The organism is Moritella viscosa (assembly GCF_900120065.1).
GTDB classification, from domain to species: Bacteria; Pseudomonadota; Gammaproteobacteria; order Enterobacterales; family Moritellaceae; genus Moritella; species Moritella viscosa.
Window position 1 is genome coordinate 26,387 of sequence record NZ_FPLG01000085.1, and the last position, 15,826, is coordinate 42,212.

Annotated in this window: 16 protein-coding genes; 7 read left to right on the forward strand and 9 right to left on the reverse strand. The window is 40.4% G+C overall.

What is annotated here, in order from left to right; all coding sequences use genetic code 11:
- The first annotated feature begins 14 nt into the window (after nucleotides 1–14).
- Both BT797_RS11385 and BT797_RS11390 read left to right on the forward strand, forming a co-directional pair.
- Nucleotides 15–242 carry a YheU family protein gene (locus BT797_RS11385; RefSeq protein ID WP_045111902.1) on the forward strand — a complete coding sequence of 76 codons (228 nt, stop codon included), beginning with the start codon at nucleotides 15–17 and terminating at the stop codon, nucleotides 240–242.
- Nucleotides 243–328: 86 nt separating this feature from the next.
- Nucleotides 329–1,198, forward strand: a complete 870-nt coding sequence (locus BT797_RS11390; RefSeq protein ID WP_045111903.1) for a phosphoribulokinase — start codon at nucleotides 329–331, stop codon at nucleotides 1,196–1,198.
- 102 nt (nucleotides 1,199–1,300) lie between these two features.
- Here BT797_RS11390 and BT797_RS11395 read toward each other — a convergent pair whose 3' ends face one another.
- Together BT797_RS11395 and BT797_RS11400 are read right to left on the reverse strand one after the other, a co-directional pair.
- A complete protein-coding gene (locus tag BT797_RS11395) occupies nucleotides 1,301–2,200 on the reverse strand; it encodes a LysO family transporter (RefSeq protein ID WP_045111904.1) in 900 nt (299 codons plus the stop codon).
- Between the two features lie 23 nt (nucleotides 2,201–2,223).
- A complete protein-coding gene (locus tag BT797_RS11400) occupies nucleotides 2,224–3,156 on the reverse strand; it encodes a precorrin-2 dehydrogenase/sirohydrochlorin ferrochelatase family protein (protein WP_075472136.1) in 933 nt (310 codons plus the stop codon).
- A gap of 196 nt (nucleotides 3,157–3,352) precedes the next feature.
- Between BT797_RS11400 and BT797_RS11405 the strand changes: the two genes are divergently transcribed.
- Both BT797_RS11405 and ribA read left to right on the forward strand, forming a co-directional pair.
- Entirely contained in the window at nucleotides 3,353–3,940 is a 588-nt protein-coding gene (locus tag BT797_RS11405; RefSeq protein WP_045111906.1) for a super-infection exclusion protein B, read from the forward strand.
- Between the two features lie 220 nt (nucleotides 3,941–4,160).
- Complete coding sequence (ribA, locus tag BT797_RS11410) at nucleotides 4,161–4,769, forward strand: GTP cyclohydrolase II (protein WP_075472138.1); 609 nt, start codon at nucleotides 4,161–4,163, stop codon at nucleotides 4,767–4,769.
- A gap of 118 nt (nucleotides 4,770–4,887) precedes the next feature.
- Here ribA and BT797_RS11415 read toward each other — a convergent pair whose 3' ends face one another.
- The 7 genes from BT797_RS11415 to BT797_RS11445 all read right to left on the reverse strand — a co-directional run bounded on the left by BT797_RS11415 (nucleotide 4,888) and on the right by BT797_RS11445 (nucleotide 13,210).
- On the reverse strand, nucleotides 4,888–5,352 hold the full coding sequence (locus tag BT797_RS11415; RefSeq protein ID WP_075472140.1) for a methylglyoxal synthase: 465 nt from the start codon (nucleotides 5,350–5,352) through the stop codon (nucleotides 4,888–4,890).
- A 171-nt stretch (nucleotides 5,353–5,523) separates the two neighbouring features.
- The gene (locus tag BT797_RS11420; protein ID WP_045111909.1) at nucleotides 5,524–6,261 is read right to left on the reverse strand and encodes an aldehyde dehydrogenase family protein; all 738 of its coding nucleotides are present in this window, start codon (nucleotides 6,259–6,261) and stop codon (nucleotides 5,524–5,526) included.
- 31 nt (nucleotides 6,262–6,292) lie between these two features.
- A complete protein-coding gene (gene putA, locus BT797_RS11425; RefSeq protein ID WP_075472142.1) occupies nucleotides 6,293–9,409 on the reverse strand; it encodes a bifunctional proline dehydrogenase/L-glutamate gamma-semialdehyde dehydrogenase PutA in 3,117 nt (1,038 codons plus the stop codon).
- Between the two features lie 184 nt (nucleotides 9,410–9,593).
- Complete coding sequence (locus BT797_RS11430) at nucleotides 9,594–10,046, reverse strand: YbaN family protein (RefSeq protein ID WP_075472143.1); 453 nt, start codon at nucleotides 10,044–10,046, stop codon at nucleotides 9,594–9,596.
- 122 nt (nucleotides 10,047–10,168) lie between these two features.
- The gene (locus tag BT797_RS11435; RefSeq protein ID WP_045111912.1) at nucleotides 10,169–10,783 is read right to left on the reverse strand and encodes a trimeric intracellular cation channel family protein; all 615 of its coding nucleotides are present in this window, start codon (nucleotides 10,781–10,783) and stop codon (nucleotides 10,169–10,171) included.
- A 230-nt stretch (nucleotides 10,784–11,013) separates the two neighbouring features.
- Entirely contained in the window at nucleotides 11,014–12,426 is a 1,413-nt protein-coding gene (locus tag BT797_RS11440) for a hypothetical protein (protein WP_045111913.1), read from the reverse strand.
- Between the two features lie 205 nt (nucleotides 12,427–12,631).
- Nucleotides 12,632–13,210, reverse strand: coding sequence for a cache domain-containing protein (locus tag BT797_RS11445; protein ID WP_045111914.1), 579 nt, complete (start codon nucleotides 13,208–13,210; stop codon nucleotides 12,632–12,634).
- 296 nt (nucleotides 13,211–13,506) lie between these two features.
- Here BT797_RS11445 and BT797_RS11450 point away from each other — a divergent pair, with 296 nt between their 5' ends.
- Genes BT797_RS11450 through BT797_RS24270 form a run of 3 tightly spaced genes read left to right on the forward strand, consistent with a single transcriptional unit; the run spans nucleotide 13,507 to nucleotide 15,824 of the window.
- Nucleotides 13,507–14,556 carry an ABC transporter substrate-binding protein gene (locus BT797_RS11450; RefSeq protein ID WP_045111915.1) on the forward strand — a complete coding sequence of 350 codons (1,050 nt, stop codon included), beginning with the start codon at nucleotides 13,507–13,509 and terminating at the stop codon, nucleotides 14,554–14,556.
- Between the two features lie 31 nt (nucleotides 14,557–14,587).
- Complete coding sequence (locus BT797_RS11455) at nucleotides 14,588–15,457, forward strand: alkaline phosphatase family protein (RefSeq protein ID WP_045111916.1); 870 nt, start codon at nucleotides 14,588–14,590, stop codon at nucleotides 15,455–15,457.
- Between the two features lie 25 nt (nucleotides 15,458–15,482).
- On the forward strand, nucleotides 15,483–15,824 hold the full coding sequence (locus BT797_RS24270) for a hypothetical protein (protein ID WP_244534177.1): 342 nt from the start codon (nucleotides 15,483–15,485) through the stop codon (nucleotides 15,822–15,824).
- The last annotated feature ends 2 nt before the right edge of the window (nucleotides 15,825–15,826 follow it).

Consider the following 15,826-nt stretch of genomic DNA (forward strand, 5'->3'; position numbering starts at 1 on the left):
TGTAGAGCTCAATTATGATTATTCCATATCAGCAACTAGATACAAATACGCTAAATACATTAATCGAACATTTCGTGCTACGAGAAGGTACAGATTATGGCAGCCTTGAAATGTCGATGTCAGAGAAAGTGTGCCAGGTAACCAAACAACTTGAAACCGGTGATGTGGTTATCGTTTACTCTGAATTACATGACAGCGTAAACATCTTACCAAAGAGCGAAGTTCTTAAAAACCCACAATAACTGTGCAAATTTTATACTTGATCTCAGTGCATTTAACTCGTATAACATAGCACTCACTCCTTAAATTCAACTAGTTGGTCGATCAAATGTCAGCAAAACATCCTATTATTGCTGTGACAGGTTCATCAGGCGCCGGTACTTCTACCACTAGCTTGGCCTTTGCACATATGTTCCAGCAAGAAAACATCAAAGCCTCTTTTATCGAAGGCGACAGTTTTCATCGATATACCCGTCCCGAAATGGATGTGGCTATCCGCAAAGCCCGTGAACAAGGTCGACATATCAGCTATTTTGGCCCTGAAGCCAATGATTTTGAGTTACTGGAAAGCTTCTTTCAAGACTATGGCCGCGATGGCAGCGGTAAATATCGTCGTTACCTACACTCGTTTGACGAAGCCGTACCATACAACTTAATGCCGGGTACATTTACGCCTTGGCAAGATATCGATGCGGGTACTGATCTTTTATTTTATGAAGGCCTGCACGGCGGCGTCGCGACCAAAGACAATGATGTGGCCAAGCATGTAGATCTATTGATCGGCATGGTGCCGATCGTCAACTTGGAGTGGATCCAAAAACTAGTCCGAGACACTGAAGACCGTGGTCACTCTCGTGAGGCGGTAACAGATTCAATTGTGCGGTCGATGGACGATTACATTAACTTTATTACTCCGCAGTTCTCACGTACCCACATTAACTTTCAGCGCGTACCGTTAGTCGATACCTCAAACCCATTTAGTGCGACAACGATCCCAACATTGGATGAAAGTTTGGTGGTGATCCGTTTCCAAAGCGTAAAAAATGTCGACTTCCCTTATTTGCTAACCATGATCGATGGCTCGTTTATTTCTGGGATCAATACCTTGGTTGTACCTGGCGGAAAAATGGCACTGGCGATGGAGCTTATCTGTGCGCCATTAATTCGTCAGCTATTAGTTGAAGGCAAGATTAGCTAATTCAAAAATTAACTTGTTCAGGGACTAAATACAAAAAGGGAGGCGCTGACTAACAGCATCTCCCTTTTATTTATCTGGATTTATTAGCCTAAGTTCCTGTGATTACAGTACTAAGAACAAACTAATAAATAACGGTGACGATAAACTTAAAATAAAACCACTAACAATGGCAAGCGGTACATAACCATTACCACCGGATTTTTGGATCATTGGTAGCGTGAAGTCCATTGCCGTCGCGCCCGCATAACCAATTGCAGTGGATGGGTATAAACGAATCAATGAGGGAATAATTAAAATAGCCAGCAGCTCACGACCTAAATCAATAATAAACGCCGCACCACCAAATACTGGCGATAAACCATCTGTAATCAAAATACCCGATAACGAATACCAACCGAAGCCCGATGCCAAGGCCAAACCATTCGTTAACGGTATATCCAGTAATAAGGCTGCAGCCAACCCACCAACCCAAGAACTCAGTATCATCACTATCGCAATCTTGATACCCCAAGTATTAAGTAAAATTTCGCGTAATTGCATACCACTATTACGTAATTGGCAACCGATAAACAGTAACAGTAATACCAATGCACCTTCACTGATAATATCGATATTAATCATTTCTGAAGGAATAAATAAACCCGATATAAAACCGCCAGCAATAACAAAAATTAACTGTATCGATTCTAAAATAAGATGCCATTTACTTAATGACTCCCCTTCCCCCACTATCGTTTTAGTTAAACGTTTATCCAGTCCCCACAACGTAATTAAGTTCGCGATTGACACACAACTGAGCACCGTAAAACTGTATAATCCGATATTCTGAATATTTTGCGCAAAGTTATCCAAATGCGATAAGCTAATTCCCATCAAGAACAAGATCACGTAGATCATTTTATTGGTACAAACATTAATCCAATGAATATGTCTCGTTTGTTTTAATTCGACAAGGTAGCCCAGTACCAAAGGGACTATAACAATGAAAAAACCTGAATACATCTTAAAATCAGTCCTACAAATAATTAAGCGATAACACTAACCGCGTTGAGCTCTGTGGTTAATAAATTAAACTGTTCGTTGTTATTAATTAACAGACAAACCCGTTCGCCTTGTTGCTTACGCGCTTGTACTTGCACAGCAAAGTCATCACTCAGTACAGGATAGCGCTCGGCATCACGACGGCATAATTCAACAAAATCAGCAATATTGTCATCGCCTTCTACATATAAAATCACATCAGCTTGCTGCATTAAACGCAAGGCTCTTAACCGTAATAAATCAATTTCATCAGGTAATTGAATAAGGTAAATATCCCCACCAACATCGGTATTCGGTGTGCTTAACTGTCGATCAAATTCAGACTGTAATTTCGTGTTGTCGGTTGCAAGTTCAACTGCTTTCGAGGTGAAAAAACGTTCCCAAAAACGACGTCTTTCTGTCACGCTACCAAATTTTTGCTGTACACGTTCACGCTGTTCACCAGCAAAACTACCAAGCAGGCCGAGTGTTTCCGGTAATAATGCTTCTAATTTCTCCCGTAAATAGCGGATAAGTACAGGCGAAGCGCCACCACTCGATATAGCAATTTGTAACGGTGAACGATCAATAATAGAGGGAGTGATAAACTCACACAATTCAGGCTGGTCGGCGACATTCACTAATAAGTTACGTTCGCAACAGTCTTGCCATACTTGTTTATTGAGCAAGGTATCATCCGTTGTTACCCATACCATCACGTAATCACCGAGGTAATCACGATTATAGCCGTCAATAACCACTGTTATTTTGGCATCATCACGATAGCGTTGCAGCGTATCGTTTAAACGTGGAGATAACACAGTTACCTTAGCACCGGCACTCAATAACAAGTCAACTTTTCGACTCGCGACTTCACCACCGCCAACAACTAATACGTTCTTATTATTTACATCCATAAAAATTGGCAAATACTGCATGTTACATCCATTTAAAAGTGCATAAACAGTACTTAGTATACGGCTCAACCAACTGATAGTCATCAATATCACGACTATTGAAAATAATTAATTTAGTGGCACAAAAAATGCTTATATTTGAACCTAAGAAGAATTACAGAAATAATGTCATACATCAGACAATTTTTTGACAGCAGTTATTAGTAGAGGCTTGATCATGCATGAACTTAAGCAGTATATTCAAAATTACAAACAGATAAACATTGCCACAACTTGGTTACTGCTTGCAGCAGCATTAGTACTGCTACTGCCAACCACAGCATTGTCGGTATCAGGATTAGAACAATGGGTGACGGAATACCGTGGTTATATCTCTATTGTTGTCATTTCAAGCATCGCTTATTTTATCGCACTGTTACTTGTTCAAGTGGGCCACTCAGTGCTTGAGAAACAAAGCGAAACAGATATGATGAATAAAATAACCAAAATGGTTAAAATAATGAATACCTCTGAGCAAGCTGTGATCCGTGAATTCATTTTTCAAAAGAAAGATATTATTTCACTGCCTTTAGAAGTCGCTTCTGTTGCCAATTTAATCGAACACTGCATTTTAGTTCCCGCCCTCAACAGTCAAGAAATCATCGGTAGTGGCAGTAAAATCAAACTGTGTATTAATATTAAGGCCCGTGCTTTACTCGATCACAAAGCGTTAGGTTTTCCAGCCGGTAAAATGACTGAACAACAAGCACAAACTCTTAAAGCGGCACGTCCATCATTTGCAAAAGAGTTTTACGTACGCCACTAATACTCGCACTCATAGAAATACGGCGAGCACCTAAGCACGATCCACGACGGTAAAGTACATAATTAGGTGTACTTTGCATTGATCGTGATAACGAATGATAATTATCCCGTCTTTTTACAATTCTCTATTCAGATTGCCGCCATAAACGAGTAAACTAGCCAAAAGAAATTCTATTTGACGTTCATCGCTAATCATAGCGCTGGATAGTAAGAGGTAATCCGTGTCTATTAAATTTATCGCATCTTCAAAACTACCTACACCTTTTGGTACTTTCACAATGCACGGCTTCGAAGACTCAGAGACAGGCAAAGAACATGTGGCGCTAACTTATGGCGAGTTAGCGAAGGATGAAGTCGTACTAGGACGTATCCATTCAGAATGTTTAACTGGTGACGCTTTGTTTAGTTTACGCTGTGATTGTGGCTTCCAACTTGAAACCGCAATGAAAAATATCACTGAAGCAGGTTCTGGTTTCATTCTATATTTACGTCAAGAAGGACGTGGTATTGGTCTACTAAACAAGATCCGTGCGTATAATTTACAAGACTCTGGTGCCAATACGGTTGAAGCAAATGAAAAGTTAGGCTTTGCTGCCGATTTACGTAATTATGCGATGTGTAAACCTATGTTAGATCACCTTGGCATTAACAAAGTTAAATTGATGACCAACAACCCGAAAAAATTAGCGGCAATGGAAGAATACGGCGTTAATGTGGTTGCTCGTCAACCATTACAAGTGGGTAAGAATATGCACAATGAACATTATTTAAAAACCAAAGCCGACAAGCTTGGTCATATGATGACTGAAGAGCATTTCAAAGAAGATTAACACGACTTATGCCAATCAGTAATAACAGCAGATAGCTTCTGCTGTTATTACCTTTCATACTGCCATTTCAAAACAATAATTATTTTCTGTTATTCGAAAACAATAGTTATTTTCTGCGTTATAGCTCGCAAGTACGTTCCGCTAAATAACCTTCGTAATCAGGCACTGCATGTTCGTATTTGTTACTGGTATGAATCGAATCAATAATGAAATCAGCCGTTGCTGGATTTGTCGCAACAGGAATATTCCATACTGCGGCTAAACGTAATAATGCTTTTACATCCGGATCATGCGGTACTGCGTTCATTGGGTCCCAGAAAAAGATCATCATATCAATCTCGCCTTCGGCAATCAGTGCGCCAAGCTGTTGATCGCCGCCCATAGGACCGCTCAATAGTGCTTTAACAGGTAGTTCAACGTGTTTGGTTAATAAGGTGGCTGTCGTGCCAGTTCCGAATAAATGGTGTTTTTTGAGAATATCAACACGTGCTTTTGACCAAGCAATCAAATCTGACTTCATGTGATCATGGGCTACAAGCGCGATACGTTTATTAGTTGCCATGCAACGGGTAATTTTTTGCATCAGTGACCTACTTTTAATTTACAAATGATAACTTAAGACACAAGTTTACAAATGATAACTCAAGACAATGGGGCTGATGATACTACTAAATAAACGGACTTACACTGATAGGAGTCCCATATCAGGCATGCAAATGCGTACCTGATAGGGTTATTCATATTAAGCTAACAATTAATGGTCGCCGCCACCGAGTTCTAACAAGGTTGCATTACCACCCACAGCAGTAATATTAATGGTACGTGTACGCTCGGTAATAAAGCGTAAGATAAAGTGATTATCTGTTACGTAAGCCAATGCACTACCACTCACTTCAGCCACTAACTGCGCCAATAAACCCTCGCGTGTAGACAAAGTACGGTTAATCGTTTGCGCGGTTTTTTTATCACCGGTAAACGCAACACCCGCTACTTTTGGAGATTCAATCAGTGCCGTTAATTCTGTTTCTTCAGCACCCTGCACAACAAGTTCAGGAATACCCGCGGCATGCAGTGTATTAAGCAACACAAATTGCAATGCTTGCTGCGCTTGTGGCAGAGCCAATACCAAAGTATTACCCGCTAATAACGCCGCACTCACATGACCCACAATGGCATTAATCGTGCTGCTTTGCTCGGCATCTGTTGCTGCGACAATAAATAAACCACGTCCGGCACTGTAAAGCTCGTTCACTTCTCCTGTCGGCCCTGGCATTAATTTTTCATCGCCCAATAGGGTAATGGCTTGGTGTTTTTGATACTTCGCCATTTCAGCCGTAAGTTTACCTAATGCGGCTTCTTGGCTAATAATCTCAGCCCATTTTGCAATCAACTCAGCACGTGCAATAACACCCTGTTCGTTCCAGCTCTGCCACGCACAAAGGCCAGTTTCAATCAGATGCTGCGTCTGAACTAATTTTTTTTCTACAACCATGGTTTAACTCCTTAATTTACAATGACGCAGCTTAAGCGCTAACAACTTGCTTAGTGAAACGATATAGATAATGTGGACCACCCGCTTTTGGACCCGTACCTGATAAACCTTGACCACCGAATGGTTGTACACCAACAACAGCACCAACTTGGTCACGGTTAATGTAACAGTTACCCACTCTAATTTGGCGTTCGATATCAGTGTAAGTACGTTCATTACGACTGTGGATCCCCATCGTTAAACCAAAGCCTGTCGCATTAATCTCAGTAATCACATTGTTTAAATCAGCCGCTTTATAACGCACGATATGTAAAATAGGACCGAACTGTTCATTTTCTAATTGGTTAATGCTGTTAATTTCAAATGCTATTGGAGCAATGAAGTCACCAAAGTTACATTCGTCAGTCAGACTTACTTCACCGACTAGTTTGCTTGTCGCACGCATTTTATCAATGTGCGCTTGCAGTTTGTTCTTAGCAAGTAAATCAATCACCGGGCCCACATCTGTATGATGATGTTGCGGTAGACCAATATGTAATTCTTGCATTGCACCTTGAATCAAGGTGGTAATACGGTCAGCAATATCTTCTTGCACAAACAATACACGCAGTGCTGAACAACGTTGACCCGCAGAAGCAAATGCAGAACGCATCACATCACGAACAACTTGTTCTGGCAGTGCCGTACTGTCAACGATCATGGTGTTTTGACCACCCGTTTCAGCAATTAAGGTGGCAACGTTCGTATCACGTTTCGCTAATGCACGGTTAATTACTTGTGCAGTTTCTGTTGAACCAGTGAATACAACACCCGCGATACGCTCGTCAGCTGTCAGTAGTGAACCAATTGCCGCACCGCCACCAGGCAATAAATGCACAGCTTCTTTAGGCAGACCCGCTTCTAACATTAATTCCATAGTACGTGCCGCAATCAAGCTTGTTTGCTCTGCAGGTTTCGCGATAACGGTATTACCCGCAACCAATGCAGCCGCAACTTGACCAAGGAAAATTGCCAGTGGGAAGTTCCACGGACTGATACACACAAACACACCTTGTCCCTGACGCGTTACTTGCTGGGCAATACCATCAAAACGAACTTGGTTTTTTGCTACCGAGAAATTTTCGGTGGCTTGCATTGCGTAGTAACGACAGAAATCAACCGCTTCACGTACTTCATCTAAGCTGTCGTGAATCGTTTTCCCGGCTTCTTTATGACATAACGCCACTAATTCGGCTAAGTTCGCTTCCAGTAGATCTGCAACGTTATTTAAATATGCTGCACGTTCAGCCACCGGAACTGCTGACCATGTAGGGAAATAATCAGCAGCTGTATCTAATGCTGTTGTGACTTCTGCAGGTGTTGACCACAATACTTGGCCAACGTGAATACGGCGGTCGTAAGGGGCACTGACTGGTTTTGCATTGTCTAATTCAGTCGTGATCACCTGCCCATTAACCACTGGTGCCGCTTGCCACGTTTTTTGCATTTGCAAGCTAAGCTCTGTATTAAACGGCGTAATTTCACTAATAATGTCAACATTGATGTTGCATGAGTTTTTACGTCCCGCAAAGATCTTAGTCGGCAGTGGGATCAAACTGTTATGTAATGTCGGACGACTATCTAGAGTATCTACCGGATGTTCTGTTAATTCCGTAATCGGACAATCGGCATCAACTAAACGATGCACAAACGAGCTGTTTGCACCATTTTCTAATAAGCGTCGAACCAAGTATGGTAGCAAGTCTTTATGGCTACCCACTGGTGCGTAGATGCGCACATCAACACCATAGATCTCTAATGCGTGATTATATAACGCATCACCCATGCCGTGTAGACGCTGGAATTCAAAATCTTTATGCTCAGCCATGGTCGCAATCGCAGACACCGTATGAGCATTGTGGCTGGCAAACTGTGGATAGATACAACCACGAATTTGCTCGCTTAATAAGAAACGAGCACACGCTAAATAGGCAACATCAGTTGCTTCTTTGCGCGTATAAACAGGGTAAGCATCATAGCCATTTTGCTGTGATAATTTAAGCTCTGTATCCCAATAAGCACCTTTAACTAAACGTAATGGGATCACATCACCCTGCTCTTTCGCTAATGCTGCAAGCCAAATTAATGTTGGCAGAGCACGCTTAGAGTAAGCTTGTACAACGATACCGAATTTGCCCCAACCTTGCAGTTTCGGGTGACGGTACAGTTTTTCAAATAATGCGAGTGATAATTCTAAACGATCCGCTTCTTCCGCATCGATAGTAATACCCACATCCAAATCACGTGCACGCAACAGTAATTCTAATACTGTGTCGTGCATTTCAGTCATAACACGCGCTTCGTTAGCCACTTCATAGCGCGGGTGCAGTGCTGACAGTTTAATTGAAACTGTTGGTGCCGGCGTTTTGTCATTACCGTATTTATTGCTACCAACCGATTCGACGGCTTGAATGTAATCATTAAAATATTTCTTCGCATCGGCAGTTGTTAATGCCGACTCACCTAGCATATCAAATGAATAGGTAAAGCCTTTATCACGCGATGAACGACCATTTTTTTGTGCTTCAGCAATATTACGACCCAATACAAATTGGTGTCCCATGATCTTCATGGCTTGGTTCATTGCTTGGCGAATAATAGGTTCTGATACTTTATTCACTAAACGGCTAATAGTACTGCTCGCCGATTTAGTATCTTTGCGATCCATACTGACAACTTTACCAGTCAGTAATAGTCCCCAAGTGGATGCATTCACAAATGTTGAATCAGAATTTTTTAGGTGTGACTTCCAGTCTGCAACACTTAATTTGTCACGAATTAATGCATCTGCTGTTGCCGCATCCGGAATACGCATCAATGCTTCAGCAAGACACATCAACAAGATACCTTCTTTGGTATCTAGGCTGTATTCCAGTAACAAGGCATCGATCATTTGGATGGCTTGCTTATCAGCGCGCACGCGTTCAATTAACACAGTTGCATTGGTGGTGATCTGAGATTTTTCTTCTGCAGATGGGCGTGCCATTGGTAACAATTCTGCTAACCATTTTGACTCATCAACCATATACAAAGGAGAAATTAACTGCCAAAGTTCATCCAATGGACGATCTATAAACGACGGAGAAAGTGCATCTAACGCTTTAAACATACCAAGGGCCTCTTAACTTACGAAATTTAATGCTGCGGGAGTGTTACATTAAAGATACAAAAATAATATGAGTTAGTTAGCAGAAATGGAAAAAAATACGATTTATATAAAATAATTAGTATTTCAGTCCAGTTTAAGCAACTATTTTAGCCTGATAGCCGTGTAAAAATCAGTACAATAGTGATTATGGCAAGCGTTGTAAGGATAGAAGGTGACGGCTAACAAGGCAAGCGGTGACCAATAATAGTATTTTCACATACCAGATAGGGGCAAAATATATCGCTAACAACATCGCAATCCACATGCTGGAAAGTGAGCTCAATAGCTGCTTTTTACTGATGCCCTGACGCAATAAATAATTAGTTAAGTACGGTCCGAGATAGCGATGGTTAAACAACCACAACTGTAATTTTCGTGAAGAACGACTAAAACAAGCAGCTGCTAACAATAAAAATGGCACAGTGGGTAATAGGGGTAAGAATATACCTAGCACGCCAAGACCCACCGCTAGGCAGCCTGCACACAGCAATAATGCCCGCCATGGCTGCGAGACTAAAAAATTTTCAGCCACAATTGGTTCACTAACCATATCTCCAGACTCAGCTGCAGTTGGTTTTGTCGAAGGTTTATTCATCATCGTTTCTTATCACCACTTTTAATCCGCATTATTACCACTATATGTGGTATCCAAGTTTCTTCAAGATGCTATATCAGAGACTAGCAGGGATATCAAAACACGGCGTAATATGTAGATAATGGTTATTTTAATAATAAGAATGCGGGAAAACGGATCTTTTTTACCATTATATACAAACGCATAGAGACAATTAATATCATACATGTCAACGCTGCTAATGTTATATCAACCTGAAAATTAATCAATAATATATACAGGCAACAGCCTAAAATAACAGGGCTTGCGTACAGTTCTGTATTATTAAACAAGGTTTGTCGATGAGCAAGAATATCCCGTAATACCCCACCAAATATCGCAGTGACTATACCCATTGATACCGAAACATAAGCCGCATAACCAGCACTGTATAATTGTTGAGTGACTAATATCGAGAATAGCGATACGCCGATAGTATCAAACATAATAATGAGCTTGTTCAGGCTATTCTTACGGATATGGGTAATGCTGAAAAATCCAATAACAGCACTCGACAATGCGGTCCAAAAATAACTGGGATCGCGGATCCAAAATATCGTCTCTGCCGATAAAATAAGATCGCGTAATGTGCCGCCGCCTAATGCCGTGATCCAACCTAGCATCATGATACTGACAATATCTTTACCGCGATTAGACTCAACCAATACCCCACTGAGCGCAAACGCAACAATGCATATCATTTCTAGGCTATAGACCAACATTTACAACTCCTTGTCGCGGCAAACTCACTATTTATATACAAACTTAATGTTTAAATATAACTATCGAGTCGGCAGTCTACCCAGTGCTTCCATTCATTGGCAACCATAACAGCAACTATTTTCATCGAATTGCGCACTTGGTTCATCCTGCATATCACCAGTTTAAATAGCCAAAAACAATAAAACCCCAGCAGGCTGAGGTTTTATTATTAATATTTACATAATGCGTATTAACGATTAAGTAAGGTATACGTGTCCGTGTATTTGGTTTTATTGTTTTGAACTATATCTGCAGGTGACAATACAACGGAAACCAAATCTGAAACTGCATTTTCATACATGAAAAATGTTTTCAAATCGGCAGTTAATGAATCAGCTGATAATACCGCGGTAGTTAGATTAGTCGCACTCGTTGGGTCATCCAAGTTAGTCAATGCAAGGTTTGGAATAATCACATTTTCACCGCTTGCAACTTCACTATAAATAACATGGTTTAAAGTATTTGTTTTACCTTCAATATCAGTAACATCGATATAATAACTACTTCTTTGTAAACGCGTTAATGTAGAATCAATACCTCGTGCTTGAAAAACAAAATTGGAAGCAAGGGTATTAATTTCAGAATCGTCATTACGGAGGGTTAGCTCTGTTGGTAGGTTAACGTCTAATGAGACAGGTAGTAATTCATCATTGTGTCTGAAGTTCCAATTTGAGGTTGTTCTACCTGTAGCGTTATAGCTCCAATTCGTTTCCGTGTCTACGTAAGCAAAACCAGTTGTCACGCCCGTAGCCGCAACAAATGTTGCATCAAGCCATGGGTAACTGTAATTACCTCGATTTAATCGTACCGATAATCCAGAGAGCTGCCCAGTAAGCCTTTGGCCAATCGTCCAATTATGCGTAGGAAAAGCAACACCAGATAAATGCTTTCGATCTCCACCGTCACCTGGTGTTAACGTTGACACAAACGCATAATCAACTAAATCTGTTCCACCAAAATAGGCTCGTACTAATACGTCTTCATTACCATACGCACTAACCTTTTTACTCGTAAAAGCAACCGCTGCAATCTCACTCTGAGATGAATCATAAGCCCAAGTGCTTGAAGGAATACCATTTGGGGTAACCGAAGCATATCCCGTTTTCATCGTTATTGGAGTTTCTTTATAACAAGACGAGTTAACTCCCTGATTTCGCTCTACTGCAATCATAAGGTCACCCAGAAGTGCTTTCTGGATTGATAATACTTTGTAAAACGAATCTGTATCACTCGGAGAATCAATAACGGATATATAACCACCATCCGCTACGCTATTTTTAGCAATACTTAATATACCTGCAGTCGTAATTGAAGATGATAAATCTTCGACGAAATCGCCATTTTTATCATACATTTTCACAGTGACATCAGTTGCTAATTTTGCGTATGTTTCTTTGCCGCTAGCCTGTCCGCCAACATCAAATAAAGTACAACGAGCATCACCAGTATTTTCAGCTCGTTCAACTAATTGCACAAACTGAAGTCTATACTTCGTGGTTGGCGTCGAACCAGAGTTACTACTATCACTGCCACCGCTTCCACCGCTTCCACAGCCTGATAGCAGTAGACTTGCCAACACTGAAGTTATTATTGATTTTCTCATTTTCGATTCCTTGATCACACCGTCAAAATATTGGTCATTTCATTTTAAATGCAATAATCAGGCCAACTAAAATATTAACGGAGATCAGATATTGAGGTCTATTGATATTGATTAATTCAGGAATAAAATGCTGTATTGAAAACAACAAAACCCCAGCAAGCTGAGGTTTAAGTGTGTTACAAAAACATAAATAAAACGAAAGTGATTAGTTAGAAGTCAGTATATTGAGAATAGACTTATCAACATCGTTAATATACATCCCCTCACCATAGACCCAACCCCAAGGAGAAAAATACTTAGAGTAGGAAATTTTTTCCTGCTCTTCATGTGAAACTTTAGAATAAGCATAATAATGAGAATAACCCCCATTAGCTCTCGTTATCACTTCGGTATGTAAAAGCTGATAGAGCTTTACACCTTTAATATCCTTTACCTCTTTGACATTCTGATTACGCAAGACAGAACGGTTAATGGATTCAAGTAAGGTATAATCATCCTTAAACACAAAAATGTAATTATCATTGTCTTTATTGATTTGATGTATTCGCTTAATCGCCTGCGATTGAGCGTCTAATAATGCTAATTTACCATCAAGATATTGCTGATAATAATCGTTAATAATTGAACCAATGAAATTAATGCGGGGTACTAATGCACATAGACGCTGATCGATGACATTATTTCGAATATATAAAAAATAATTGATACTAAATATAATAAATAGCGCAGATAGACTGCCTGCTATTAATAATAATTTTTTTTCTAGTGATACTTTTTTTAACATTAATGAACTTAATGAACATTCACATCCCTATTAGTTCAATCCTCTGTCGATGATAGTGACATAATCATACAGGACAAATATATAAAGAGTAAAGAAAGATGTGAATGATCCACAAACCTTTATATAACAGTGCATTACTTAACATGACAATACGTTTCATATAACTTGCGTTATGCTTTAAATAACTATTTATTACCCACCTATTCTTCATAAAGCTGTCATGAAAATCCACAAAAACTGTCATAAAAAAGGCATAACATACACAACGAACTCACCTGTCTAGGAAGATAGAGATAATGAAAACGTTGCTAACCAGTACTACATTAATCGCAAGTTTGATGATAACGGCCGTTAATGCTAATGACAATCTTGATTCAATTATTGTCGCTGCAAAAAAAGAAGGTGCCGTATACAGTGTCGGTATGCCAGATAGCTGGGCGAACTGGAAAGATACTTGGGTTGATCTGAGTAATATCTATGGCTTAAAACACCAAGATACTGATATGAGTTCAGCACAAGAAGTGGCTAAATTTGCAGCCGAAAAACACAATGCAACCGCAGATATCGGTGACGTTGGTTTTGCTTTTGCACGTGTAGCAGTAAAACAAGGCGTAACACAAGCATATAAACCAAGTACCTGGGACAGCGTTCCAAATTGGGCCAAAGACAAAGACGGCCACTGGGCACTTGCTTATACTGGTACCATCTCATTTATCTCGAATAATAATTTAGTCAAAAACCCGCCAAAATCATGGGACGATATTCTCAAAGGCGATTATAGAGTCACAGTGGGTGATGTGGGCATCGCATCACAAGCAAATAATGCAGTGCTTGCTGCTGCCTTTTCCCAAGGTGGTAGCGAAAAAAATCTGAAACCAGCGATTAAATTTTTCGCTGAATTGGCAAAACAAGGTCGCCTATCACTGAATGATCCCGGTTTAACGAATCTTGAAAAAGGCGAAGTTGAAGTCGCTATCCTTTGGGACTTTAATGCCCTTAACTATCGTGATCAAATTGATCGTAGCCGTTTCACCGTATCGATTCCACAAGATGGTTCGGTTATCTCTGGTTACACCACCATCATTAATAAATATGCCCAAAACCCAAATGCGGCAAAACTGGCGCGTGAATACATCTTTAGTGATCAAGGCCAAATCAATTTAGCTAAAGGTTACGCACGTCCAATTCGTGACGATGTTAGCTTACCAGCGTCAGTCCAAGCAAAGTTATTACCGACTGAGCAATATAGCAATGTACACCCGGTAACAGATTTTAAAGCATGGGAAAAAAGCACACGCAAACTACCACGTCAGTGGCAAGAAAACGTACTGCTCCATATTAAATAGCAAAAAAGTCATATCAAATAACGAGAATTGAATGAACAATAAAGTCATACTTGTTGTTCTCGATGGTCTTAATCATCAAGTAGCCCGTGAGTGCATGGGTTACTTGAATGCATTAATCGAACAAGATCGAGCGACACTTTATCCGATTATCAGTGAACTACCATCCATGTCACGCCCGCTGTACGAATGTTTATTAACGGGCGTAACACCAGCACAAAGTGGCATAGTCAATAATGATATTGTTCGTCTGTCCCACCATAGCAGTATATTTAGTTTAGCTAAAAAAGCCTCTCTCACCACTGCTGCTGCCGCTTACCATTGGATGAGCGAATTATATAATATCGCACCTTACAATGCCGTGCGCGATCGATTTACCCAAGATCCAAGTTTAAATATTCAACATGGTTGCTTCTATCACTTGGATCATTACCCTGATGAAATGTTGTTTTTGGACGCAGAACATCTACGCCAACAGCACCAGCCTGATTTCTTACTGATCCACCCGATGAACATCGATGATACAGGGCATAAATTTGGATTGGACTCGAGCCAATACCGTAATTCAGCCCGTCGGGTAGATATCATTTTGTCTAACTATATGGATATTTGGTTACAAGCGGGCTATCAAACCATGATTACCAGTGATCATGGCATGAACAATGATAAATCACATGGCGGCATATTACCTGAAGAACGCGCGGTGCCTTTGTTTGTAATCGGTGAACATTTTAGCCACCAGCCTACGACAATGAAACAAACAGATATTTGCGGTAACGTTTGCCAATTATTGGGATTAACCGACCATGACAAATCCTACAATCAGGATCTATTAATCAAAAAACCTGAGCTATTAATCAACCAATCTAGCTCGCTTAATCAAACAGTCCAAGAGTGTAAATAAACAGTCCAAGAGTGTAAATAAACCTATGAACACTGTTTCGGCCCCAGTTACACAAGTAGCAACCACAAAGCCAAACCATAAGCGTTTGGCATTAACGAAGTTCAAACCTGCATTAATCTTGCTGCCGTTTGCACTATTATTTTTTATGTTCCAAATAGCCCCGATGTTATGGGTACTGGTTAACAGTTTCATTTATGAAGAAGCATTCAGCGTCGAGAATTATCAAGAGATTTTTGACTCGGCGTTTATCTTACAAGGATTTACCAACAGTCTCTGGTTATCCATTACGTCTAGCTTGGTGGCTATTACCATTGCCGCGTGCTTCGTGTCATCACTGCGCCGCTTTGATTCAGGGTTACGCGATTAGAT